Source organism: Adlercreutzia caecimuris B7, from assembly GCF_000403355.2.
Classification (GTDB): Bacteria; Actinomycetota; Coriobacteriia; order Coriobacteriales; family Eggerthellaceae; genus Adlercreutzia; species Adlercreutzia caecimuris.
On record NZ_KE159646.1, the window covers coordinates 1743107 to 1766653 of the forward strand.

The 23547-nt window shown below is 63.9% G+C and carries 24 protein-coding genes; 3 read left to right on the forward strand and 21 right to left on the reverse strand.

The window, feature by feature from the left end:
* The first annotated feature begins 66 nt into the window (after positions 1-66).
* Positions 67-2139 (forward strand): tetratricopeptide repeat protein, encoded by a 2073-nt coding sequence (locus C811_RS10965; RefSeq protein WP_016309671.1) that lies wholly within the window; start codon positions 67-69, stop codon positions 2137-2139.
* Positions 2140-2428: 289 nt separating this feature from the next.
* Here C811_RS10965 and C811_RS10970 read toward each other — a convergent pair whose 3' ends face one another.
* The 15 genes from C811_RS10970 to C811_RS11030 form a co-directional block, all read right to left on the reverse strand.
* Complete coding sequence (locus C811_RS10970; protein WP_016309672.1) at positions 2429-4522, reverse strand: glutamine synthetase III family protein; 2094 nt, start codon at positions 4520-4522, stop codon at positions 2429-2431.
* 178 nt (positions 4523-4700) lie between these two features.
* Positions 4701-5552, reverse strand: a complete 852-nt coding sequence (locus tag C811_RS15855) for an Rpn family recombination-promoting nuclease/putative transposase (RefSeq protein ID WP_016309673.1) — start codon at positions 5550-5552, stop codon at positions 4701-4703.
* A 314-nt stretch (positions 5553-5866) separates the two neighbouring features.
* Complete coding sequence (locus C811_RS10975; protein ID WP_016309674.1) at positions 5867-7225, reverse strand: MFS transporter; 1359 nt, start codon at positions 7223-7225, stop codon at positions 5867-5869.
* 17 nt (positions 7226-7242) lie between these two features.
* On the reverse strand, positions 7243-8175 hold the full coding sequence (gene rhaD / locus C811_RS10980; protein ID WP_016309675.1) for a rhamnulose-1-phosphate aldolase: 933 nt from the start codon (positions 8173-8175) through the stop codon (positions 7243-7245).
* Between the two features lie 11 nt (positions 8176-8186).
* Positions 8187-9440, reverse strand: coding sequence for an L-rhamnose isomerase (locus C811_RS10985; protein WP_016309676.1), 1254 nt, complete (start codon positions 9438-9440; stop codon positions 8187-8189).
* Positions 9441-9754: 314 nt separating this feature from the next.
* Positions 9755-11269: a rhamnulokinase gene (locus tag C811_RS10990; protein ID WP_016309677.1), complete on the reverse strand. Its 1515-nt coding sequence runs from the start codon at positions 11267-11269 to the stop codon at positions 9755-9757.
* A 356-nt stretch (positions 11270-11625) separates the two neighbouring features.
* Positions 11626-11928, reverse strand: coding sequence for a molybdopterin-binding protein (locus C811_RS10995; protein ID WP_016309678.1), 303 nt, complete (start codon positions 11926-11928; stop codon positions 11626-11628).
* A gap of 75 nt (positions 11929-12003) precedes the next feature.
* On the reverse strand, positions 12004-12804 hold the full coding sequence (locus tag C811_RS11000; RefSeq protein ID WP_016309679.1) for a molybdopterin-dependent oxidoreductase: 801 nt from the start codon (positions 12802-12804) through the stop codon (positions 12004-12006).
* A gap of 9 nt (positions 12805-12813) precedes the next feature.
* A complete protein-coding gene (locus C811_RS11005; protein WP_016309680.1) occupies positions 12814-14469 on the reverse strand; it encodes a molybdopterin-dependent oxidoreductase in 1656 nt (551 codons plus the stop codon).
* A gap of 117 nt (positions 14470-14586) precedes the next feature.
* Complete coding sequence (locus C811_RS11010) at positions 14587-16251, reverse strand: hypothetical protein (RefSeq protein WP_016309681.1); 1665 nt, start codon at positions 16249-16251, stop codon at positions 14587-14589.
* A 216-nt stretch (positions 16252-16467) separates the two neighbouring features.
* Positions 16468-16860 (reverse strand): 30S ribosomal protein S9, encoded by a 393-nt coding sequence (rpsI, locus tag C811_RS11015; RefSeq protein ID WP_016309682.1) that lies wholly within the window; start codon positions 16858-16860, stop codon positions 16468-16470.
* A gap of 2 nt (positions 16861-16862) precedes the next feature.
* On the reverse strand, positions 16863-17297 hold the full coding sequence (gene rplM, locus C811_RS11020) for a 50S ribosomal protein L13 (RefSeq protein ID WP_016309683.1): 435 nt from the start codon (positions 17295-17297) through the stop codon (positions 16863-16865).
* Between the two features lie 496 nt (positions 17298-17793).
* On the reverse strand, positions 17794-18147 hold the full coding sequence (locus C811_RS11025; protein ID WP_022926530.1) for a hypothetical protein: 354 nt from the start codon (positions 18145-18147) through the stop codon (positions 17794-17796).
* On the reverse strand, positions 18122-18397 hold the full coding sequence (locus C811_RS15860) for a type II toxin-antitoxin system Phd/YefM family antitoxin (RefSeq protein ID WP_016309685.1): 276 nt from the start codon (positions 18395-18397) through the stop codon (positions 18122-18124). The genes C811_RS11025 and C811_RS15860 overlap by 26 nt, the downstream gene beginning before the upstream one ends.
* Positions 18398-18500: 103 nt before the next feature.
* Positions 18501-18809, reverse strand: coding sequence for a hypothetical protein (locus tag C811_RS11030; RefSeq protein ID WP_016309686.1), 309 nt, complete (start codon positions 18807-18809; stop codon positions 18501-18503).
* Positions 18810-19038: 229 nt separating this feature from the next.
* Here C811_RS11030 and C811_RS11035 point away from each other — a divergent pair, with 229 nt between their 5' ends.
* Positions 19039-19905 carry a ZIP family metal transporter gene (locus C811_RS11035; protein ID WP_016309687.1) on the forward strand — a complete coding sequence of 289 codons (867 nt, stop codon included), beginning with the start codon at positions 19039-19041 and terminating at the stop codon, positions 19903-19905.
* On the opposite strand, the gene C811_RS11040 is transcribed toward C811_RS11035, so the two are convergent.
* Together C811_RS11040 and C811_RS11045 are read right to left on the reverse strand one after the other, a co-directional pair.
* Positions 19902-20273, reverse strand: a complete 372-nt coding sequence (locus C811_RS11040; protein ID WP_016309688.1) for a type II toxin-antitoxin system VapC family toxin — start codon at positions 20271-20273, stop codon at positions 19902-19904. The genes C811_RS11035 and C811_RS11040 overlap by 4 nt on opposite strands.
* Positions 20257-20514 (reverse strand): type II toxin-antitoxin system Phd/YefM family antitoxin, encoded by a 258-nt coding sequence (locus tag C811_RS11045; RefSeq protein WP_016309689.1) that lies wholly within the window; start codon positions 20512-20514, stop codon positions 20257-20259. The genes C811_RS11040 and C811_RS11045 overlap by 17 nt, the downstream gene beginning before the upstream one ends.
* Positions 20515-20734: 220 nt before the next feature.
* Here C811_RS11045 and dtd point away from each other — a divergent pair, with 220 nt between their 5' ends.
* Positions 20735-21181 carry a D-aminoacyl-tRNA deacylase gene (gene dtd / locus C811_RS11050; RefSeq protein WP_016309690.1) on the forward strand — a complete coding sequence of 149 codons (447 nt, stop codon included), beginning with the start codon at positions 20735-20737 and terminating at the stop codon, positions 21179-21181.
* Positions 21182-21231: 50 nt separating this feature from the next.
* On the opposite strand, the gene C811_RS11055 is transcribed toward dtd, so the two are convergent.
* The 4 genes from C811_RS11055 to C811_RS11070 all read right to left on the reverse strand — a co-directional run bounded on the left by C811_RS11055 (position 21232) and on the right by C811_RS11070 (position 23406).
* Positions 21232-22119, reverse strand: coding sequence for a hypothetical protein (locus C811_RS11055; protein WP_016309691.1), 888 nt, complete (start codon positions 22117-22119; stop codon positions 21232-21234).
* The gene (locus tag C811_RS11060; RefSeq protein ID WP_016309692.1) at positions 22116-22601 is read right to left on the reverse strand and encodes an RNA polymerase sigma factor; all 486 of its coding nucleotides are present in this window, start codon (positions 22599-22601) and stop codon (positions 22116-22118) included. The genes C811_RS11055 and C811_RS11060 overlap by 4 nt, the downstream gene beginning before the upstream one ends.
* 165 nt (positions 22602-22766) lie before the next feature.
* On the reverse strand, positions 22767-23033 hold the full coding sequence (locus C811_RS11065) for a hypothetical protein (RefSeq protein WP_016309693.1): 267 nt from the start codon (positions 23031-23033) through the stop codon (positions 22767-22769).
* Positions 23034-23118: 85 nt separating this feature from the next.
* On the reverse strand, positions 23119-23406 hold the full coding sequence (locus C811_RS11070) for a hypothetical protein (protein WP_016309694.1): 288 nt from the start codon (positions 23404-23406) through the stop codon (positions 23119-23121).
* Positions 23407-23547 lie beyond the last annotated feature (141 nt).

A 23547-nucleotide genomic window follows, 5' to 3' on the forward strand; every position in this document is an offset into this window, starting at 1 on the left:
AACGCGGGGATATGGGACAATAGACCGACTTGACTTCTACAGCTTCCCCATGGGAAGGAGCACAGGGTGTTTGACTTTTTCCGCAAGAAGAACAACGGCGGCCGCGACGAGGGCAAAGGGGGGCCGGACGGCACGTCGCGCTCCAGCGCCGGCGAAGGCAGCACGCCCGATCCGAGCGATAAGACCACCCGCGACGTGCTGGCCGAGTTTACGGCCGCGCCGCTGCCCGACGCCGTGGACGGGCTGTTGTTCCGCGTGTCCATGGCCGATGCCGCTAGCCCCGCCTCGGGCTTCGAGGCCTACGCCGCCCGACTCCTGTCCGACGCCGACGCACCGAGCCTGCGCGCCATCGCCGTGGAGCACCCGGTGGAGCTGCGCCGCCTGAACACCACCAACCTCTTCTGGTCGGTCTTCGACGACAGCACCATCAGCGCCGGCGCACGCGGCACCATCCTGCGCATCGAATCGGTGCTCGACCGCCTGGCCATGATCTCCATGATCATGGAGGACGACAATGGCGCGGTGCCGGCGAACGCCTTCACCGAGGGCCAGTGCAGCGAGGCCGACTGGCGCGTGCTGCGCTCCATCGCCAACGACGCCGGCCACTACCTCGGCGCCGCCGACCACGACAACAAGTTGGACACCCAGTACGGCACCACGGGCATCCGCGGCGGCAACTGGGATCTGTCCACGCGCTTCGCCGCGGCCTGCGAGGAGATGGTGCTTCCCTTCCGCCTCGAGTACCGCTTCGTCTGCGACTCCGGCACCGGCACCATTGTGGCCGACGTGTCCATGCCCGCGCCCGACGTATTCCTCAAGTCGCGCTTCGACGAGGCCGCCGGCCAGTGGGTCGACGTGTCCGCCCAGCGCGCCAATGCCGCCGCAGCCTACGGGCTGCGCCTGGCCGCACTCATCGCCTCGGCCGCTTTCGGCTCCTCGGTGGGCATCACCCGCGTCATCGTGAACGGGAAGGAGGGCTCCATCGCCGGCGCCACCATCATGTCACTGGAGTTCGCCCGCATCCCCTTCACCATGGGCACCATGGCCGCCATCCGCGACGGTCGCTTCAGCGCGCCTGAGACCGAATGCGATCCGGCGGCCCTCTTCGATATGCTGCATCTGCAGAACAGCGCCTTCAACCTGGCCGACGACGGCAGCCTGCAGCCGGTGGAGCCGCTGGAGGTGGAGCTGGCCGTGGTGCGCACCCCCGTGGCCGAGGATGACCGCGAGCTCTCTCCGGAGCTGCGCGACCTGCTGCACGCCGACACGGTGCGCGAGCTGGATGTGATGAGCGAGCAAGATGCCGACCTAGCCGCCCGCTACCGCGCCATCATGGACGAGAAGGACGATTCCTTGCTTTTGGCCGTCGCCCAACTGGAGGACATCGTGGCCGAGACGAGCAAGGCCACCGAGGAAGAGGAAGCCGCCCGTGCCCTGCGCGAGTCCGGCGTGACAGTGAAGCCGCTGTACTGCGAGAACGTCTTCGCCCGCTACCTCACGAGCGTCGTGGAGAGCGACCCCGCCGTACGCTACCAGCGCATGTCCGACATCGGCCAGGCGGCCCGATCGTCGCTGTCGCGCATCTACCGCGACATGGGCGATCTGGACGCCGCCGAGGCCCAGGCCCGCGTGTGCATCGAACTGGCGCCCACGAGCGCGCCGGCCTACAACGACCTCATCACCTGCTTTGCGGAAGGCGACCACTACGACCGCATCATCGAAGTGGCCAAAGACGCCCTGCGCGTGGCCGTAACCGGCAACGATATCTCCTACGTCTTCTATCGTCTGGCCTTCGCCTACTGGCAGACCGGGCGTTTGCGCGAGGCTCTGGCCTGCTACCTGCGGGTGCCCGAAGGAAGCCCCATGGGCGAGGCCGCTCAGCGCGAGCGCAACGACCTGCTGAGCGAGATGGGCAACAACGTGCCCGGCAACGACTGGGATCCCACGGCCTGCCTGCGCACCGCCGGCGTGCCGCTCGCACCCCTGGACGATGTCATGGAAGTGGTCGGCCGCGCCCTCGTGCTGCTGTGCGACCAGAACATGCCGCTCGCCGCCGCCCCGCTCGCGAGCCTCGTGGCCTCAACCCAGCGCAACGACATCCTCCACGCCGTCGCCGCCAGCCTCCGCCAGGGCGTGTAGAAGATCGGCTGAAGGCCCCCTACGAAATAACCGCGGAGGCGAGGTGCGCAACACTCCGACTCCATGCAAACGAAGGGCCCGCAATGCGGGCCCTCCCTATATATCATCCCTTTTGTCTCCGGAATGCGCCCCAGGAAGTCAGCGAGGACCCCGGAGGCGACGGCCGGGCGGCGTGCCTCCACGCGCAGTTCCGCAGCGACTGGAAGTGCCCCGTGGGCACTTCCACCAAGCGAGGACTGTCTGAGCATGGAGGCATGTCGCCCGGCCGTCGCCGGACAGGCGGGCATTCTTATGCATAGAACAGAATCTCGTTGTAGGTGGGCACGGGCCACGCCTCGCGTTCGACGATGATCTCCATCTCGTCCACGGCGTGGCGCAGGGCATCCATCACCGGCACGATCTCGTGGGCGTTCATGTTCGCGCGCTCCTGCTGATCGGCTATATCAACTGAGGCGCGGTGCAGGCCGTGCAGCTTTTCCAGCTGGATGTTGATCTCGGCCGCCCCGGCCACGAGCCGGCGCAGCTTCTCCTCCATAAACGAAGTGTCGCCGTCGGGCAGCACCTCCTTGATGGCGGTGATGCCGTGGGCGAGCTTGGCCGCGTACCGGTTGATGGCCGGCAGGTAGTCGCGGCGCACGAGGCGCTTCATGGTGCGGCACTCGATGTTCATGATCTTGTTGTACTTCTCCAGCTTCACCTCGTAGCGGCTGCGCAGCTCGGTCTCGGTGAGCACGCCGAACTCGGCGAACAGGTCGATGGACTTCTGGTCCACCATACACGGCAGCGCGTCGGCGGTGGTGCGGTGGTTCGCCAGCCCGCGGCGGGCGGCCTCCTCCTCCCACTCATGGGCGTAGCCGTCGCCGTTGAAGATGATGCGCGCGTGATCGGTCAGGGTGCGCTTGATGTAGTCGATGGCCGCCGCCTCGAAGGCCTCGCCCTCCTTGCCTTCCATCTGGTCGGCGAAGCCCTTGAGCGATTTCGCCATGGCCGTGTTCAGCACCATGTTCGCGTCCGACAGGTTCTGGGCGCTGCCGGGCATGCGGAACTCGAACTTGTTGCCCGTGAAGGCGAAGGGGCTCGTGCGGTTACGGTCGGTGTTGTCCTTGATGAAGTTCGGCAGCACGTCCACGCCGAGGTCCATGGACACGCGCTCGGCCGAAGTGTAGTCGTGGTCGTCCACGAGCGCGTCCACGATGGCCCCCAGCTCGTCGCCGAGGAACATGGACACGATGGCCGGGGGCGCCTCGTTGGCCCCCAGGCGATGGTCGTTGCCGGCGCTGGCCGCCGACATGCGCAGAAGCTCCTGGTACTCGTCCACGGCCTCGATCACGCAGGTGAGGAACACCAGAAAGCGCAGGTTCTCCATGGGGTTCTCGCCCGGGTCGAGCAGGTTCTTGCCGCCAACGGCGATGGACCAGTTGTTGTGCTTGCCGCTTCCGTTGATGAACTCGAAGGGCTTTTCGTGCTGCAGGCACACCAGACCGTAGTGGCTGGCCAGAAGGCGCATCTTCTCCATGGTGAGCAGGTTCTCGTCTACCCCGCGGTTCGTCTCGGCGAAGATGGGTGCCAGCTCGTGCTGGGCCGGGGCCACCTCGTTGTGCTTGGTGCGGGCTGACACGCCGAGCTTCCACAGCTCGTCGTCGAGCTCCTTCATGAAGTTGTTCACCGTGGGGCGGATGGCGCCGAAGTAGTGCTCCTCCAGCTCCTGGCCCTTGCACGGCGAGTAGCCGAACAGCGTGCGGCCGCAGATCATGAGGTCCATGCGCTGTTCGTAGTCCTTCTCGGAGATGAGGAAGTACTCCTGCTCAGCGCCGAGGGTGGTGGTCACGCGCTCGGAGGAGTCGTCGCCGAACAGCGCCAGCACACGGCGGGCCTGCACGTCGATGGCCTTCATGGAGCGCAGAAGCGGCGTCTTCTTGTCGAGCGCCTCGCCGGTGTAGCTGCAGAAGGCGGTGGGGATGCAGAGCACCTCGTCCTTGATGAAGGCGTAGGAGGTGGGGTCCCACGCAGTGTAGCCGCGAGCCTCGAAGGTGGCGCGCAGGCCGCCGGAAGGGAAGCTGGAGGCATCCGGCTCGCCCTGAATGAGCTCCTTACCCGAGAAGGTCATGATGGTCAGGCCGTCGTCGGTCGGGTCGATGAAGCTGTCGTGCTTCTCGGAGGTGATGCCCGTCAGCGGCTGGAACCAGTGGGTGTAGTGGGTGGCGCCCTTCTCGATGGCCCACTCCTTCATGGCGTGCGCCACCACGTTGGCCACGTCCTCGTCCAGCGGCGCGCCTTCCTTGATGGTGCGCATCAGCTGCTTGTAGGTGGCCTTGGGAAGGCGCTCGCGCATGGTGTGCTCGTTGAACACCATGGATCCGTAGATATCGGTGACTTTCGACATAGGGATCCTATCTCCTTCGCTCCGAAATGGTGGGGCAAGAATACCACGACGCACCCCCGCCCCCGCCTCTCATCGGGCATTGACCAAATTAACGGCGCATTGTTTCGGGAGGTTTTCGGAGGGAGGCAATGGTGGCGTTGTGCTGTGCGCTTTCTACCTGAAGCGAGATGGAGCCCCGCTATATACCATAAGCTCGGAAAAGCCTTTCCGCCGCCGAAGGATCGGCCATAGCGGCAAAGGCGTCCTCGGCGCGATCCTCCTCCGCGAGCCGAGCAGCGAGGGCCGCCATACGGGCAGCAAGCTCCGCACGTCCTTCCTCGCGGCCCTGGGCCATACCCTCAGCCATGCCCTGCGCCCTGCCTTCGGCCAGACCCTGCTCTTGAGCATCAAGGCGAACGTCCTCCATCAGGTCTCTTACGGTCATCACGGAGCCCACCCACTCTCTGTCTTCATTGGCTGCGGAAACCTCGGCATCCATAGCAGTAACGAGCCTGTCGCCTGGGGCCACGGCACCCTTTCGAAGGTATTCTAGCAGATTGCGCATCCCCTCGGTGGGAGCGCAGCCGGCTGCCCGGGCATTCAGGATCTTCCAAACGGCGCCTGTAGCGGCACTAACCGACGGATCCTCGCGGCACAGATTCTCGAAGGTGTAAACGGGAAGCCCCGCGCCGAACCAATCGAAGTCGCAGGCAAAGATGATGTAGCTGTCGCGCAAATCTCTCCATGCGGCGCCACGGTCCATAAGCCCCGAGTCGATGCCGGCCTGATAGTAGCGCAACCGGCGCCCTGGAGCAGTGTGGGGGTTCGCCTGCATCTCCACATCGACGACGCCCGCGCCCGTCTCGGCGTACACATCCAGCCGCACCCCACGGGCATCGGCGGCCGGTTGGAACACCTGCTCCCGGTTGAGATAGGCAATGCCGCCCACATCAATGCCTAAGACGCGCTCCAGGAAGCCGCGACATACCTCCTCATTGCAGAGCACGCGCCCGAACATGAAGTTGTCGGATATAGGAAGTCGACCGGCCATGGCAGCCCCTTTCTCTCGGCGGCTGTCCCCGCGAGCGGGTTAGGGGCTCCCCAGCCTATATTTCCTCTGATGAATATCCTACGAACGTTTGTTTCATTATAATCTCTCAAACCGACCGATGCAAGCAGTAATAGAACATCAGTTTTATTTTTGTGAAAGGCATAGGACGAATATTCGGAGGAAGGCAACGGCGGGTGAAGAGATTATCCGCTGGGCAAACCGGGCGTCGTCCGGAGAAAACCGATGTTTTCTGGAGACAACAAGGGCGGCCCGAAGGTCGCCCCTGATTTGCGCTGAAAATTGTCGCCACTCCCCTAGTCGACGTGCTTGCCGTAGCGTTCCTCGGTGATCTCGTCGAGGGTGCGGCCCTGGGTGTTGGGGCACCACACCACACCCACCACGAGCGACACCAGAAGGAAGCCGCACATGATGATGCCGGCCGTCACGAAGCCCGCGGGCGTCTCCACGCCAAGCCCCGCCACCGCTACGAGCGACCAGATGCCCAAAACACCGCGCACCAGGAAGAACATGATGCCCTGCACGCCGCCGCGGTACAGCGTCGGGAAGAGCTCGGTGGACCACAGCGCGTAGAAGCACTGGGCCGAGAAGCCGGCTGAAATGCCCCACAGCGCCACGAACACCCACAGAAGCCAGCCCCAGCTATCGGCCGCGCCGGCCTCAAGCTGCATGCCGAAGAACACCATGACCACCCAGGCCGCCAGGGCCATGAGCGCCGTGGCCGCGAACAGGATGCGGTGCGGGATGCGGTCGCCGAACTTCGAGAAGATGGCGAGCGAGCCCACCGCCGTGAGCACCCACATGACCGCCTGCAGAAGCGAGATGGTGGTGTCGTCCAAGTGCCCCGCCGCCGCGTACATGTAGGGCATGAACTGCCCCATGGTGCCGGCCACGATGTTCCAGGTCAGGTACACCGCCACCAGAAACACGATGGACTTCACGTTCACGGAGTTCGTGAGCGCCCGGCGCATCATAGCCACAAACGTGTCGCGCGGCGCGCCGGCCTGCTGCTTCTCGGTCCAGTCCTTCGACTCCTCCAGCTTGCGCTGCAAATTCCACGCCACGAGCGCCACCACGAACAAGATAAGGAACAGAAGGCGCATGGCGAACAGGCCGTCGAAGGGCCCGTAGGTGCCCGCGGGCAGCAGCGCGCCGTCCGGCCCGAACGTGGGAAATGCGAACGAGAACAACAGCGCGATGACGAAGATGACCGCCGGGCCACAGGACCAGGCGAACTGGCTGATGCCGATGTTGGCAGCACGGCTCGTGGAGGACGACATCTCGGAGATGTAGCTCCACGACGACGGCACGCCGGCACCCACCGACAGGCCCGAGACAACGATGCCGAGGCAGAGCATAGGCAGGTTCACCGCGCACATGATGATGAACACGCCGGCGGCGTATACGAGCAGGTTGTAGGTGTAGATGAACTTGCGCCCGAAGCGATCGGCCAGAAAGCCGCCGATGAGCGCGCCCACGGCCGCGCCGAAGGCGTTCGCGCCCACGGCGCCCAAGATGGATACCCACACATTGTCGAAGTTGAAGGCGATGGCCCAGGCGGCCAAGGCCACCGACGAGGCCACGATGCAGCCCGAGTCGAGGAAGTTGGTCAGCGAAACGGCAATGGTGCCTTTTTTCTCTTGGGACAGTGCCATAGTCGGTTGGAACCTTTCTAGTCGATGGCCTCGCCGGCCACGGGGGATTCCAGCATGGCCTCGTTCAGCGGAATGGCGAACTCGCGGGCGATAGCCTTAAGGCCGTCGTCGGTGATGGTGTTCAGAAAATCGTCGGAGCCCCCGTTCATACAACGGGCGCGCACGTAGATGTCGGCGGCCTTCTCCACGGTGTGCATGAGACCGAAGGTGGTGTCGAAGTCGGGCCCGGAGGCGAACAGACCGTGCTGGGCCCAGATGACGGCGTCGAAGGTCTCCATCATGGCCGCGGTCTCCCGCGCGATGTCAGCGCCGCCCGGCACCATCCACGGCACCACGCCCACGCCGCCGGGGAACACCACGACGCACTCGGTCATGGCCTTCCACAGCGCCCGGGTGAAAGCGCGCGATTCCAGGGGCAGCACGAAGGTCATGGCGATGACGTTGTTCGGATGCGCGTGGTAGAGCACCCGCGAGGCGCCGCCCGTCGCCCGCATGCGCACGGCGTGGCACATGAAGTGGCTCGGGAATTCCGAGGTGGGACGGCCGCCGTCGGTCAGCCCCCACACGATACGCCAGGCGTCGCCCTCGGGGTTGATCTCCACGATGCCGATGTTGTGGGCCGGATCAGCGGCCACGTTGCGCATGTAGCGCCCCGAGCCCGTGGTGAGGAAAAACGCCCCGCCCAGATCGGCCGCTTGCACGCCCATGGGTACCCACGGACTCGGCTCCGGGTTGAAGAAGGGCCGCGCGGCGCTTGCGTCGGCCTCGGTCATGCGGTAAGTGAGGTTACCGCCGTTGCGCTCGTGCCAACCCTGGCCCCAGCCGTCGCTGCACAGGCGCACGAAGCCGCGCACGAAGCCGAGCTGTTCCACCGCCACGCCCGACACCGCCCCGCGGGCCGCGCTGGCCCCCTTCGCCAACAAATCCTGTGCCTGATCGATAAATGCCATGGTTGCTCCTCTTACTGTCGGGTTGGCAGAATCTTCGCCTCGTAGGCGGCAACGAGAGGATACACCTCGCCGTCGGTGGGACAGCCCTCGCGGCGGCAGTACTCGTCCCACACGGCGCCGAAGGGCATGGACTTCGCCTGCTCGGACAGCGCCATCTTCTCGGTGAAGCGGTAGGTGTCCTGCATCTCCTTCAGCTGAGCCGCCGGCTGCAAAAGCGCGTAGAGCAGCGACTTCTCCATGGCGCGAGTGCCGATGGCCCAGGCGCCCACGCGGTTGATGGAGGCGTCGAAGAAGTCCAGTCCGATGATGACCTTCTCCCAGGCACCGGGGCAGTGGGCCACTTCCATGGCCATCTCCTTCACCGGGTCGTCGAACAGCACCACATGGTCGGAGTCCCAGCGAATAGGGCGCGTCACGTGCAGCGGCACCTTGTCAAAGAACAGCAGCAGGGCAGAAAGCTTGTCGGCCACGTTCTCGGTCGGGTGGAAGTGCCCCAGGTCAAGCAGGTCGTACACGCCGGGGTGTGTGGCGGCGTAGGCCAGGTAGAACTCGTTGGAGCCCACGGTCATCGATTCCAGCCCGATGCCGAACACCTTCGACTCGCAGGAGTCGATCACGCGGTCGTACTTCTCGGCGTAGATGGCGTCCAGCGAATCGCGCAGGCGCTCGCGCAGCCCGTAGCGGTCGGCCGGCACGTCCTTCAGGCCGTCGGGAATCCAGATGTTGCAGAGCGTCTCGTCATCGAGCGCCTCGGCGATCTGCTGGGAGATCTTGCGGCAGGCCTTACAGTGGCGAATCCAGAAGTCGCGCGTGGCCGCGTCGGGCGAGGACAGCGACAGCTCGTTGTTCATCATGGGATGCCCGAAGATGGTGGGGTTGAAATCGATGCCGAAGCCGCGTGCCTTCGCCCAGGCCACCCACGGCTCGAAGTGCTTGTACTCCAACGCGTCGCGGTCGACCCAGGGGTTCTCGTCGGTGAACACGGCGTAGGAGGCGTGCAGGTTGATGCGCTTGGCTCCGGGCACGAGCGCCATGGCCGCCTCGAAGTCGGTCGTGAGCTCTTCGAAGGTGCGGGCGCGGCCGGGATAGTTGCCTGTGGCCTGGATGCCGCCGGACAGGCCGCCTTCCTGGTCGAAGCCGAGCACGTCGTCGCCCTGCCAGCAGTGCACCGAGATGGGCTTTCCCGCCAGCTTGGCCATCACGGCCTCGGTGTCGATACCGAGGGCCGCGTACTCCTCTTTCGCTAGTTCGTACATGGTAGTCATTTAGACGTCCTTTCGTTTCGTCCTGTTACGGCAGTAACTCATCGAGGTCGGAACCGCCCGGTATTCCAATTCGCTCAGACAGTCCTCGCTTTGTGGAGCAGGACATTAAGTCCTGTTCCAGTCGCTGCGGAACTCGCTCGGTCAGAGCACCGACCGCTTCCTCTACGCTCAACCGCAGTCGAGCAGGTCGCGGATGTGGGGCGAGGGTCCGCGCGCAGTTCCGCAGCGAACGGAAATGCCCTGTGGGCATTTCCGCCGAGCGAGGACTGTCTGAGCACGGCGCCCTTGCCCCGCAGCTGCGACCGGACAACCCATCACGGTTCCACCTTCGTTACCTCGAAACTCTCCGCGATGGCAGCCCGCACGGCTTTGAGGTGCGGGAACGCGCCGTCGGCGAGCATCTGCACCGCCAGGTTGCCCAGAGCTGTTCCCTCCACGGGGCCGGCGTACACGGGCAGCCCGCACACCTGGGCGGTGCGGCGGTTCAGGTGGTCGTCGCGGCAGCCGCCGCCCACGATGTTGATGGAGGCGTAGCCATGGCCCGCGAGCGCCGTGAGCCCCTCGATGGCGTCGCGGTAGCAGCGCGCGAGGCTCTCGTACACGCAGAGCATGAGCTCACCCAAGGTCTCGGGCGCCGGCTGGCCCGCCTCCTCGCAGGCCGCGCAGATCTCCTCGATCATGGAGTCGGGAGCCAGGAAGCGGTCGTCATTCACGTTCACGATGGAGGCGATCACACCGGCAGCCTCGGCCTCGTCGGCGGCCTTGATGAGGTCGGCGAACCCCACCTCGTGCCCCAGGCCCTCCACACGCATGTACTGATGCAGGCGCCCCTTGCGGATGGCCTTCTCGTCCACCACGTAGGCGATGCCGTTCAGCTCGCGGCGGATGGACTGGATCATCCACAGGCCCATGATGTTCTTCAGGAAGCGGTAGCGGAAATGGTAGCCGCCCTCGTTGGTGAAGTTCGCGCGGAAGGCGCCCTCGGAGCAGATGGGGCTGCGGTTCTCCACCCCCAGCAGGCTCCAGGTGCCCGACGAGAGGAACACCGCCGGCGGCTCGCAGGCGGGCACGGCCAGATACGCGCTACCGGTGTCGTGGGTGGCCGGCAGCACCACGCGCGGCTCGTAGCCGATGACCTCGGCTACCTCGGGCAGTACCGAACCCAGGCTGGCGCCGGCATGGGTCACGTTGGGGAACAGTCGCCGCGGAATGGCGAAGGCGGCCATGACTGTCTCGTCCCACGCGCCGGTTTCCGCGTTCAGCAGGCCCGTGGTGGAAGCGTTGGTATATTCCACCGCCTTCTGGCCCGTGAGCAGGAAGTTCAGGTAGTCGGGAATCATAAGGAAGGTGTCGGCCGCCTCCAGCTGCTCGGGATGTTCGCGCTGCAGGGCCAGCAGCTGATAGATGGTGTTGAAGGGCTGCCGCTGCAGGCCCACACGGCGGTATAGTTCCTCCGGGGCCATGATGGCATCGGCCACCTCGTACATGCCGTTCGTGCGCGCGTCGCGATAGGCCACGGCATCCCCCACCAGGTTGTCGTCGGCGTCCAGCAGCACGAAATCGACGCCCCAGGTGTCGATGCCCACGGTCTTGGGCGCAAAGCCGGCCTCCTTGCAGCAGGCAAGCCCCCGAAGAAGCTCGGTGTGCAGCAGATCCACGTCCCAGCAGTCGTGGCCGTGGCGGCGCACCTGGCGATTGTCGAACCGGTGCACCTCCTGAAGGCGGATGAGCCCGTCTTCCACGTAGCCCACCACCACGCGGCCCGACGAGGCCCCGATGTCCACCGCCGCGTAGCAGTCGGTTCGCGCTTCTTGCGCTTGCTGCGCCATAGCCGTCCTATCTCTGAGCTTATTTCTCAGCTTTCACCTGGAGAAATACCCGTTCGGAAATAATGCGCGGCACAGTGTACCAGTTGGCGAGCCCCCGCAAGCCCACGCATCCAAAGAGGTGCGCGCCTGTAGCAAATCAACAACAATGACTCCATAGGTCGGGGAACGAGTCCTCCTGGCTTCGGACACGAAAAAGCCCGCTCCGGGGAGCGGGCTTTCCGTGACGGCTCGTCGTCAAGGGCAATCGCGGACTACAGCGAGCGCGGCCGTAGGTCCATCGGCAGCCGAAAGCGTCGGCCAGCGCCAGCCGCATCGCCTCGCAGCCACCCTGCACCGTCCACGCCGCCCGAGCCACTCTACCCCCGCAAGCCCTCCTCAGGCTCGAAGGCCGTGAAGGTCGCGGTATCGGGCTCGGGGCTCACCTCGCCGCGATCGTTCACCGAGCGCACGAGCAGACAGTAGGAGCCGGCCACCTCGGGCGTGTACTCGAAGGTCCAGTGCACCCAGCGGTCGCCCGTGGAGCCCGACACGTCATAGTCGGTCCACGTCTCGCCCCCGTCGAGCGAGAACTGCACGGCCACAATGGGCACGCCGTAATCCTCGGCGTAGCCCGTGAAGCGCACCGGGCGCCCCACTTCCACGGCCATCGGCGCGATCATCGGAGGCTCCAAGCCGACGCGACGACAATCATAGCGCTCCCCGCAAGGCGGACGCCCGTCGCAACAGCCATGGCCCTACTCCTGAGCCCCGGCCAGCACGCCGGCATTCGGACTGTTCGGATGCTCGTCGGTCTCGCCGGGAGCTGCCGGCGCTTCGTCTTCCACCGACACCACGATCTCTACCACATCGCGGGCGAAGTAGTTGGCCGGGGTGCGGGTCATCCACAGCTGGTTGTTGCCCCCGACCGACGCGCTCAGGTCCTCCTCGTTGATCTCGTAGCTGAGCACTCCATGACGCCCGACCACGTAGCCGAGCGGCAGCATGGTCTCGGCGCCGTCGGCAGAAACGAACGTCACCGCGTTGGCACCCGGCTGCACACCGGCGCGCGCCAGCATCGCCTCCACCGGCACGCCCTTCACATCGGCCGTCACGATGGCGCGGCCGCCCGCCGGGTTGCCGCCGCAGGTGCAGGTCATCTTCTGCTGCACCGCCGTATCGTCGGCCAGTTCCCCCACCGAGGCCGTGTAGGCATCGTCCACCGCGCCCGACACGGTAATCTGCCAGCCGAGCGGGTTTTCCGACGCTACGGGAATGCCGGCGCCGCAAATCGCGCGCACCGCCTTCTGGAACAGCGTGCGGATGGTGGCATTCGGCGTCACCGTATCCTGGTCGTAGCTGAACGTGCCCTCGGCCCGAGCCTTCACCATCGTCGTCGCGACGGCGTTCTCACCGGTCACTTCGCGAGCGTCGTCCGCACCCGCCGCGCCATCGGCCGGCTGGGCTGCCAGCGCCGGCGCCGCTGACATCGACGCGATCATGGTCACGCTCGCAAGCACGCCGGCCGCCGCGCGCCCCTTCGCTTTCAAGTCTTTCATCGTTTCCCCCTATTCCACCGTGAACATGAACTGGGTGTCGTACTGGCACACATGATCGGTGCCGTCCGGCGCGATGCTCGTCGTGCGGATGTTCAGCAGGTACGAACCGGGCTCGGGCGGCGTGAAGTCGAGTCGCCAGTAGGTCCAATACTTGGAGTCGTTGTTCGGCGTGTCCAACGTCTGCCAGGTAGCGCCGTGATCGAAGGAGAACTCGATCTTCTTGATAGGCTCGTTGAAGGCATCGGCGAAGCCCTCCAGATGCACCGGAGACGCCTCGTCGCCCGTGAGCACCACGCCTGTAGGGTAGTTCAGCACGGCGCTGTTGGGCTTGGAGTACACCTCGCCGGTGCAGTCGTCGGCAAACTCGCCCAGATACACCTGGGACATGAGCGCGTCCTCGGGCTGGGTCATGAACGTCAGGTTGCTGATGCGCTTCACGAAGTTGCCACCGGAGGTGTTGTACACCCACACCATGCAGGGATAGCCCTGGGTGTTCGGCAGCACTTCGCCATCCATCTTCGTCACCAGAATGGCGTCGTTATCCACCACCCAGTCGATGGGCATCTGCGCGTAGTCGTAGCCGTCCGAGCCGATGGGGCTCACGATGTTGGCACCGGCCTTCGGCTTGGCGAACTCGATCACCTTCGACAGCGGAATGCCCTCCACCTCGCTCTGCATGATGGTGGCCTGGCCCACGCCGTTAATGGTGCAGTCCATCTTCATGACCTGCTTCACGGTGCCGAATTGCTCCACCATCTCGGGCAGGGTCATGGTAACGGGGTTCTCGCAGTCGCCGTCGATGGACACCGTCCAGTTCTCGTAAATGGACGGATCCACGTTCGCGTCATCGACGAGCCACTCGGCCGGCTCGTCCTTCACCGTCTTGAAGAAGCGGTTCTCGGCCGGCGTGATGGTGGTCTGGTCGTAGCTCACGCTCGCCTGGGCCTCTTCAGCCGTCACGTCGGTGAAGCCCTGGTACAGATTGTACTTCGCGTCGTCCCAGCGCTTCAGGGTGCTCGTCTTCACGTCGTTGTAGTGGCACGAGAAGCAGTTGCCGCCCTGGCTCTCGAACATCGCGCTGCCCATGTGGGTGCTGTGCACGGCCTCGCCCAGGTAGTTGGTGCCCTGGTAGGTTTCCGAATGGCACGCGATGCAGTTGGCGAAGGTCTGCTCGGTGGGATAGCCGAAGAAGATGAGCCGGTGGTAGGTGGGCAGGCTCATGATGGCGTTTTCCATGGTGTGGCACGAGGTACACCCGCGGTTCTCGGCGTTCAGATACGTGGCGTTGAAGCCGCGCGCGTCAGCCGGCACCGGCTGCACGGTGAATCCGTTGCGATCGGTGTAGCGCTCAGGCTGGTTCGCCTCGGCGTTCGCGGCATTCTTCTCGCTGTTCTGGTAGAAATCGGGCAGCGCCGTCACGCCGTCCACGAACCGGCCCTCGGTGGGATACCCGCTTGCCGAGGCCAGCTGATCGCTGTAGCCGTCGGAAGGCTCCACCGCGGGGGCTTCCGCAGCCCCCTCGTCACCGCCGTCGGTCGGGGCCGTCGATGCGGCGGGAGCGCACCCCCACGCTGCACAGCCGAGCGCCAGCGCGCAGGCCAGCGTCAACGCGCCCAGGCGAGCCTTGCGCGAGAAGCCCCTCTGCTTCCTTGCTTGCTTTCTCATGTCTCCTCCTTTGAAGTTGGCAATAGCGAACCCTGACGCCTTCGCGCCTCCTTTCCGGGCTATCGTCGATGGATGGGGTGGAAAGCGCTGCGGCCTGCCGAGGGGCGGCCGCAGCGCCTAATCCCGCGTGGGACTGCGCCGCACTAACCCGTCGGCGTCGGCAATGGACGCGCGACGGAAGTCGTAATGCTCGGTGTACATTTTGTCGAGCAGCGCCTTCTCGTAGAAGCCGATGTCGCGGTTGTAGAGCGCCGGCGCCTCGTCGGTAGCGCGAAACTCCGGTCGCAGGGCGCCGGACTCGTCGTAGTAGCGCAGATAGGCATCGGCGCAGTGCTCGCGCAGATAGGCGATGCATGCCTCATGCAGGTTGTCGGCAGCGAAGAAGAAGTGGCGCACACCGTCATCGCCCTGCTGGAGGAACCCCAGATCGATCAGGCGGCCGAAATCGCTGCGCGCGCTCGGGTAGGATATGGCATAGCGCTTCATGTGTATATCGTAGGTGAACTCGGCGTTGCTGTGCAGCATGGCCTCCAGCAGCACCTCTTTCTGCCGCGCGTTCATCGAGCCGTCGGCATCGATAATCGCCCGCAGCCGATCGCGGCGCCGGCTCATGCCTTCAAGCTTCGTCATCACCCAGCGCTGCTCCTCGACAAGCAGGCTTCCCACCCGCTCGAACACGAGCGTCCAATCGTAGGTGCCATCGCACTCCACCGCCCAATCAGCGGGATCAGCGGGAAGGCTCCTGCCATCCAGGGCGGCGTAGCGGGCGCGGTCGACCGCAGCCGATCCACCTTCGGCGCCGTACAGCAGCCGCATGATGGGCACATGGGCGGAGAAGTGGTAGCCCGCACGATGGAGAACGAACAAGTACAGCAAGAACGCGAAGGTCGCATTGGCCACCGGAAACAGGCGGGCTCCACGCACGAACAACAACGTCGTCAGCGCGACAATCAACTGGTGATCGCCGCTTTGGCCCGCTAGGGGGCCTTCCTGCCCATCGATGAAGGAGCACAGAAGCAGCAGCCCTTCGGCATCTTTGGGAGCACGGGCGCTCTCGGAGACTTCGGGTGCCCCGGGCGCCTCGGGCGCGACACCTTCGGACATAGTCGCCGTGCAACCTTCAGCAGCGGATGTCCGCGCGGCGGCCGGCGCATCCGATTCAGGCGCGCCCTCCTCTGCGCGAGGGCCGCCTCCTTCCGGATGGGAGCCGCTCCCGCCAACCTCGCGCAACTCGATGCCTGCCACCAGGCGCCGGTAGAAGCCCTCGATGCAAGCCGGGGTAAAGGGCTTGTCGCGGTATTCCTCAATGGCGAGTAGCATCTTTCCCGCATTGGCCGCCAGCAGCTCCAAGCCGTTCTCAGGCTCGCAGGCGTGCACGCACACCCGGCGCAGACGATCCAGGTCGGCCTCGGGATACTCCAGCGCAATGGCGTACACCACCTCGTTGGCCGCCACGTTCAGCTCCACATGGCCGCCTTCCGGATCGTAGAAGATGCGGCCGTAGTGCGAGGCCAGCGCCTCGTTCACCTGGAATTCCTCCAGTGTAGCCTCAAGACGCCAGGTAGGATCATACCAACAGCGGGCAGAAGCGCCGGCAAGGGGCGGCAGATCGTGACCGAGGCTGCGGCGCAGGCTGTTCACGGAAAACCAGTACAGCGCCGCGTCTTCCGGGGTAATACCCAAGGCGCCGGCCAGCGTCTCGCATGTCTGGGCGCGTTCGGAGGCAATACGCAAGGCGCGATCAAACAGCGGCGCCGAGCGATATGCCGGTTTGGATTCCACGAACCTCCCCTTTCGCGTCCCCTTTGTCCTCCAGATATGGCTATGTTCTCAGAAACCCCGGCGCTCCTTCAAGCAATTAATCGTGCACTAGAAAGTATTTACTACCCTTTGAGATAGCTGCAGACGCAAGGATGCGGACACGAAAAAGCCCGCTCCGGGGAGCGGGCTTTCTGCAGGTTGTATCTCGCAGCATCGGCAGCCGATGCGCGGCCAAACTTAGCGCTTGGAGAACTGCGGGCGCTTGCGGGCCTTCTTCAGACCGTACTTCTTGCGCTCCACCATACGGGCGTCGCGGGTCAGGAAGCCAGCCTTCTTCAGCTCGGCACGGTAGTCGCCGGCCTCCAGCAGAGCGCGGGAGATGCCGTGACGCAGAGCGCCGGCCTGGCCGGACACGCCGCCGCCGTCGATGCGGGCCTTCACATCGAAGTGACCAGCGGTGTCGGTCACCTTGAAGGGGGTCATCGCGAAGTTGAACAGCGCCTCACGACCGAAGTACTCCTCGCCGTCGCGGCCATTGATGGTCACCTTGCCGGTGCCGGGAACGAGACGGACGCGCGCCACCGCGTTCTTGCGGCGGCCAGTGCCGTAGTACAAAGCCTCATCTGCCATGATTAACCCTCCAACTCAATCTTGCGGGGCTTCTGAGCCATATGGGGATGCTCAGCGCCAACGTACACCTTCAGCTTCTTGCCCATCGCACGGCCCAGCGTGTTCTTCGGCAGCATGCCCTTGACGGCATGCTCGATGACGCGCTCGGGGTGCTTGGTCATGGCCTCGGTGAACGTCTCCTGCTTGAGCCCACCCGGGAACCCGCTGTGACGATAGTAGGTCTTGGTGGCAGCCTTGGTGCCGGTGACCTTGATCTTGTCAGCATTGATGATGATGACAAAGTCGCCGGTGTCCACATGGGGGGTGTACTGCGGCTTGTGCTTGCCCTTCAGAATCTGAGCGGCGCAGGCAGCCACACGACCGAGGACCTGGTCCTCAGCGTCGATGATGACCCATTCGCGCTCAACCTCACCGGGCTTTGCATAATACGTCTTCACTGTTTCCTCCATTAACTTGCAGGTTCTGTCCGACGGGTGAAGCCTCCGCTTCTCCGTGCGTTGCGACCTTGCGGCCGCGCTGCCTGGAAGCGCGGAACCGTCTTCCAGAGTGTTTGTTTTCAAAAGTGCACGATCCTTGGAAGTCGGTTTCCTACGCCGACACGCGGTGCCGCGGGCCTGGACAACCCTTGGCGGTTGCGTTTCCTTGAACCCATGCGTTTACGGGGCTTTTGAAAGCGAACTTTTGCATTTTCACGCGCGATCGCGCTTATGTCAACGGAGACGGTCGACGAATACCCACAATCGTCAAAACTTTCCCGCTGAGAGGCGCGAGGAGGGCCAACGTAAGCGTTGATGGAGTCGAGATCGGCCGCATCAGACGCAGGTGCCCGATCCCTCTTAGCGCAGGCTGCGACGATGGCGAAGGCCGCCCTTACCTTCACGGACATGCCTCTCGCAGCTTCGTCGGCTTTATGGCTGGTTCGGCCAGCGCACCTTATGCGCTCAATGCCCCCACAACGAGCTCCAGATACACCGGGGATAAGGTTCCCAGCGGTTCATCGCGCAAAAGATTCTCGAAAGCAACCTCAAGCTTTTGGTCAATCCGCAGGTAAGACGGCTTAAGCAGCCCGCACTCGCGCCAGTCGATGATCGGAACGCACCTGCCCGATCCATCTGCGCTCAAATCCTTCGATGTAACCTTTGCGGCAATCGCAATGCACATTTCGCTTTCAACATCAATCACGAACACCGGACGAACCTTGCCGATGCCGGGATGATCGAGAAACTCCACGTAGGCGAGCCAGATTTCTCCAGGCTTCGGATCACACGAGGGCATCGTAAACCCCATCGTCCTCTTCGTTATCCCAATCAGCGGGCAAAACGGTCCGGCGAGTTTCCGGATCCACCCGAATTACATCCTGAGCAGCCCAATCGATATGCGGAATGCGATCACCGTAACCACTCTCGATGGGGGCAACCAGTACCCAGGGCTTCGAGTTCTTGAACACGGTCACAGGCTGCCCGGTCTCGCGCACCGTCGCGGCAATCTTCGAGAAGTTCGCCCGCGTCTCAGCTACCGTTGCGGTCATCTCGGTCATAGACTCCTCCTTGTCGCGTCAATCATAGGCCCATTATAGCTATCTTTATGTACATTTTCATGTACATAAAATAACATTTTGATCAATGTGGGCACCAGGAGGTTCACATTCCCCAGAGGAGGAGGTTGAACGCCGCGAGGACTGCAACGCCGAGGGCCGCGACACGACGCCCGGTCTTCACCTCGCAGAAAAAGAGTGCGGCCAGATAACCGTAGAAGACTATATTTACCGTCACATCTGCCACCCCGTGAGGCACGCCCCAGAAATGCATCCCGACCATGCAGAGCACAATGATCGCCGTCCCGGCAAGTGCGATGACGATCCAGGGGTTTCTCGCACTCCAGAACGCATTGGTGTTCTCGTGCTCGATCCACCACAGAAGACCTCTCCGCTCCGATTTTCCCTCGCTCACAGCCAGCCTCCTTCCCATATCGGGCACCCTCGGAATGGGTGACCCGCCGTCGATTATACCCCCTGGTGGCTTCCCCTCTCGCCGGCAGCCCGTTCGTGCGGCCGCCGTTGCCGTGGGAAATGTTACCTCCGACTAACGTTTGGGCAGGAGGCGCTTCCGCAGCCGCACAGGTTGGCGCACAATGGTGGGCGCTGTGTGAAACCTTGAGGTGTAAGGAAGCCTGCATACTATGGAAGCAATGTCGCCGTTCGCGTTCATCACGTTGGTCACGCTCATCTCCGGTGCCGGGGGCACGGGGCTCGGCGGCCTCATCGGCGCCCTGTTCAAGAGCGAGTCCAACCGTACCATCAGCCTGCTTCTGGCCTTCGCCGGCGGCGTGATGACCGCCATGGTGTGCTTCGACCTGCTGGCCGAGGCCGAGGAGGCCGCCAACCAGGTGGTCGAGCACGGCGTGCTGCTGGTGATTCTGGCCGTGGCCCTGGGCGTGGCCGTGGTGTATCTGCTGAACCACCTGATCGACCGCAAGACGCGGGCCGAGGTGTCCCATACCGCCGACGCGGCCCACCCCGACACCCACGACGATATCGACGAGTTGGTACACGCCGACCACCTGAACATGCACAAGCGTCACAACGATTCGCGGCTGTCGCTGTTCGTGGCCGGCGTGGTCATGGCCTGCGCCATCGCGCTGCACAACATCCCCGAGGGCATGACCATCGGCGCAAGCTTCGCCGTGTCGAGCGACCTTATGTGGGGCACCGGCATGATCATGGCCGTGCTCATCGGCCTGCACAACATCCCTGAGGGCATGGCCGTGGCCGTGCCGCTCATCTCCGGCGGCACGAGCCGCGTGAAGGCCACCCTGCTCACGGCGGCCTGCGGCCTGCCCACGGTGCTCGGGGCGTGGCTCGGTTTCTGGCTGGGCGACATCGGGCCTTTGGGCCTCACCCTGTCCCTCGGCTTCGCCTCGGGCGCCATGCTGTATGTGGTGTTCGGCGAGATCATGCCCGAGAGCTACCTCATCTACCGCAGCAAGCTGCCCGCCTTCGCCGTCATGGTCGGCCTGGCCTTGGGCATGCTGATGATCTTCTTCTAGGACAGGTTTTCCAGCAAGCGGTTGAGCTTCTTGTCGAAGGTGAGAACTTGAGCCCCCTCAACCACCGAGCGGGCGACGAGGATGCAGTCAGCGAAATCGAGGCTGTGATCCCGGTAGAGCCCAAGAGCGTAGCGCATGGCGGCCTCGTGCTCGCAGGCGATGTCGTCGAGAAGGAAGCCCATAGTGTTCGCCACATCGGCCCGGTCGAAGCCATAGACTGAGCCGCCGAGCACGTACACGCATTCCGCTACGAACTCAGGCGCCGTGCACGCACCCTGCTCCACGCAAAGGCGCACCGCCTCGAACTGGTCCTCGATATCGGCGAGCAGGTAACGCAGAAGGCAGTTCGTATCAAGGAAGGTCGACATACTTGGCCTCCAACGCCTCCCGATAGGCAGCTTTCTCGGCCTCGCGCGACGCCACCGGCCGCCTTCCGGCCAGCGCTCCTGCCGCTCTCAACTGCCGTGGCGCCGGCTTGGGAATGGGCACGATCATAGCGCAGGGCCGGTTTCGCACCGTCACCACGAACTCCGCCCCCGTTTCGTCCACGCACCGTACAACGGAGGAGAGGTTCGCCTTCGCCTCTGCCAGGGCAATACTCGCTGCCACGGAACCCCCTTCCAGAGTTGATTCTATGCGACTGATTCTACCACCTTTTTGACTAAGTGACTAGTCATATAGTCACTTCTATTCTCGAGCGAATCACTCACCCTCGCCGGATGCCGGCTGCATCGCGTTGACGCGGGACGGCCTCTGCTCTATAAAGAACCGGGGCGCCACGTGCACCCCGCCCCGCAAAGACCGCCCGTCCCCGAAAGGATGATCCCCGATGCGAGCTGTTGTGCAGTGTGTGAGCGAAGCCAGCGTGAGCGTGGAAGGGAACGTCGTCGGTCGCATCGGCCGCGGGTATCTGATCCTTCTGGGCGTGGGACATAGCGACGACGAGGCCCAGGCACAGCGGCTCTGGGAGAAAATCCGCAAGATGCGCGTGTTCGAGGACGAGAGCGGCAAGACCAACCTGAGCTTGGCCGATGTGGAAGGCGAGGTGCTCGTAGTCAGCCAGTTCACGCTCTTCGCCAACTGCCGGAAGGGCAACCGCCCCTCCTTCACCGACGCCGCCGCGCCGGACGAGGCCGAGCGGCTCTACGAGCACTTCGTCTCCCTCGCCCGGCGCGATGTGCCCCGCGTGGACACCGGCGTCTTCGGCGCCATGATGGACGTGAGCCTGGTGAACCGAGGCCCCTTCACCCTCTGCCTGGACACCGACAACCTGTAGGGGCCGCCGCCGCTCATGCCCATGGTCTTCTTCTAGAAGAGAGCCGATCCTTAGAACTTCGGTATCTCGAAAAGGGCTCCGGCTACGCCTTCGGCGAAGGAGACGGTGCCGTCGGGGTTCTGGACGAAGAGCTCGTCGCCGGGAAACTGCCCCCATCCACGATAGACGGCCAGGTAGGCGCGGCCGCCCACATCGCGCAGGTCGGCAACGTCCGCCAGGAGGTACATGATACCATCGGCGTCATAGCTCACCAAGCCGTATTCCTTCCGGCCGACCGACCAGTCATCATCGCCCGCAACCACCGGCGCGACAAACAAATCAGCAAGCGCAGGGCCGCCGGCGCTGAAGCCGTCTTCGCTGCGGTTGGTGGACGAGTGGTCTATCTCGATGGAACCGTCCGCCTGCGGCGTACCGCTAGCCAGCCACGCCTCGTCAGCCTGGGCCAGCGCCTCGTCAGTGATGGGCTCGCCGTCGGCGCGGCTCACGGCCAGCACGGCATAGGTACGGTCCACCTTCACCTCGGGCGACGTCGCAGTAAAATTGCGGCCCATCGCCACCCCGCACAGCGTGAAGTCGAAATCGCCCACTCGCTGGGTCTCGTCTACGGCCACGCCGTTTCCTTCGGCAAAGGCCTCGGCGAAAGCGACGGCCGCCTCCTCGTCCCCGGCGCCCGCGACAATGGCGGCAAGATCGTCCAGCGACGCCGTCGCATAGGCTGTGCCCGCCAGAGCCAGGCACGCCACGGCCACCATCGCGGCTCTCGCAAACGCAGCTCGCGAGCGCCCGAGGCCGCCCCAACCCGCATGCTGCTTGCGCTTAGGGGGTGCGGCCGCCGGCACTCGGGAAGCTACCGCGCACACCCGTGCCTCGAAATCGTTGGAAACAGGCAGGTCGTCCATGGCCGCCCGATAGTCGTTCCAGTTCACGCGCTCTTTCATAGGGATTCCTCCTTGAGTATCGCCCGCAATCGCGCCCGGCCCCGCGCCAAACGCGTGCCCACGGTGGCCGCAGGCACGCCCAACAGGGTGGCTATCTCTCGCAGGCTGTAGCCCTCGTAATAGTGAAGGTGCAGCACGGTGGCGTATTTATCGGGAAGGGACCGCACGCAAGCGAGCATTTCCAGACCGCCCTGAGCCGAAGCCGCCACATCGGGCACCGGAGCCGCCTCGTCGAGCGGAACGTTGCGCCTAGCCGCCCGGCGGCGCACATCAGCCGCCCGGTTGATGGTGGCGCGAACGAGCCATGCTTTCGCGTGCTCCGCATCGGAGAACTCGGGGCGCTTGCTTACCAGCGCGCAGAACACGTCCTGCACCACGTCCTCGGCATCGGCCGCGGAAGAAAGCCGCGAAGCCGCCAGCCGCACCAGCATGCGTCCATACTCGCGCACGAGCTCTTCGATGCGTCCATCGAACCCGGCCATCGCCGCACCTCCTTCCAATCGCATCGTCGGCACCAGTCCTGCCGCCCTTCACCTATAACACGATTCAGGAGGAAAGAATTTTTCACAGGAATGAGATTTTTGCGCAATGCGGCCGACCGGGCAACTCAAGTCTGCTCGGTCGGCCGCGCGTTCTAATTTCGAGCACTATTGAAAGAGAACGAAGAATATCCAGTAGTCAATCGCTATACCGCACATGTCGAGCGCCGCATAGACATACCGCTTAGCCCGAATCTCACGCACTACCAGATAACAGCCCCAGGCCATCGTGATGACACCCCAGCCAATGCGCCACACGTCCCCAGGAAAGCCGAAGAGCGAGAGCGCAGCAAGCAACGCCATCACAACCACCGAAACAGCAGCTGCGATCTTTTCAGCGCGAGACCACCGATCCAACCCGTTCGTTTTTTTCATCCATGCGGACCTTTCTCCCTGTTTACCCATCGAGCCACAGGCGCGAGATACCAAGGCTCGTCGGCGACGCATCGATCCTTGAGAGTTAGAATCCAACTACGCCGACAATCAAAAGCACGAAGGCTACAAGTGCTTTTCCGTAGTGCTTCTTCCTGATTTCATCTACAACTACGCAAGCCCAAAAGCCACCATACAGCACATCGATCATCACCGTCGCAACATCTCTCGACATACCGAACTGGAACGTCGCTAGCATTATGCAAGCGATGACCGCTATCACTATCAGCGCAGCAATCGTCCATGGGTTTTTGAGTGACCACTCATCGAAAATCGGGGTACTCGCAGGAGAAGGGAGCTCGTCTTTATTTCTCATCGAACATCTTCCTTAAGCACTAAATTGCCCGTCAAGTAAACACGGGCGCCATGAATGCACAGCGCTCAGATCTCCCTGCGATTCAACCGCAAGAGACCCTCTCAGTATAACAATTTCGCTCAATATGGCCGCGATACTTAG

Coding starts and splice junctions, on each gene's coding strand:
- C811_RS10970 (WP_016309672.1), bottom strand. CDS start 4,522: ATGTCGAAAGTCACCGATATCTACGGATCCATGGTGTTCAACGAGCAC.
- C811_RS15855 (WP_016309673.1), bottom strand. CDS start 5,552: ATGGCCGGTCGACTTCCTATATCCGACAACTTCATGTTCGGGCGCGTG.
- C811_RS10975 (WP_016309674.1), bottom strand. CDS start 7,225: ATGGCACTGTCCCAAGAGAAAAAAGGCACCATTGCCGTTTCGCTGACC.
- rhaD (WP_016309675.1), bottom strand. CDS start 8,175: ATGGCATTTATCGATCAGGCACAGGATTTGTTGGCGAAGGGGGCCAGC.
- C811_RS10985 (WP_016309676.1), bottom strand. CDS start 9,440: ATGACTACCATGTACGAACTAGCGAAAGAGGAGTACGCGGCCCTCGGT.
- C811_RS10990 (WP_016309677.1), bottom strand. CDS start 11,269: ATGGCGCAGCAAGCGCAAGAAGCGCGAACCGACTGCTACGCGGCGGTG.
- C811_RS10995 (WP_016309678.1), bottom strand. CDS start 11,928: ATGATCGCGCCGATGGCCGTGGAAGTGGGGCGCCCGGTGCGCTTCACG.
- C811_RS11000 (WP_016309679.1), bottom strand. CDS start 12,804: ATGAAAGACTTGAAAGCGAAGGGGCGCGCGGCGGCCGGCGTGCTTGCG.
- C811_RS11005 (WP_016309680.1), bottom strand. CDS start 14,469: ATGAGAAAGCAAGCAAGGAAGCAGAGGGGCTTCTCGCGCAAGGCTCGC.
- rpsI (WP_016309682.1), bottom strand. CDS start 16,860: ATGGCAGATGAGGCTTTGTACTACGGCACTGGCCGCCGCAAGAACGCG.
- C811_RS11025 (WP_022926530.1), bottom strand. CDS start 18,147: ATGGGGTTTACGATGCCCTCGTGTGATCCGAAGCCTGGAGAAATCTGG.
- C811_RS15860 (WP_016309685.1), bottom strand. CDS start 18,397: ATGACCGAGATGACCGCAACGGTAGCTGAGACGCGGGCGAACTTCTCG.
- C811_RS11035 (WP_016309687.1), top strand. CDS start 19,039: ATGGAAGCAATGTCGCCGTTCGCGTTCATCACGTTGGTCACGCTCATC.
- C811_RS11040 (WP_016309688.1), bottom strand. CDS start 20,273: ATGTCGACCTTCCTTGATACGAACTGCCTTCTGCGTTACCTGCTCGCC.
- dtd (WP_016309690.1), top strand. CDS start 20,735: ATGCGAGCTGTTGTGCAGTGTGTGAGCGAAGCCAGCGTGAGCGTGGAA.
- C811_RS11055 (WP_016309691.1), bottom strand. CDS start 22,119: ATGAAAGAGCGCGTGAACTGGAACGACTATCGGGCGGCCATGGACGAC.
- C811_RS11060 (WP_016309692.1), bottom strand. CDS start 22,601: ATGGCCGGGTTCGATGGACGCATCGAAGAGCTCGTGCGCGAGTATGGA.
- C811_RS11065 (WP_016309693.1), bottom strand. CDS start 23,033: ATGAAAAAAACGAACGGGTTGGATCGGTGGTCTCGCGCTGAAAAGATC.
- C811_RS11070 (WP_016309694.1), bottom strand. CDS start 23,406: ATGAGAAATAAAGACGAGCTCCCTTCTCCTGCGAGTACCCCGATTTTC.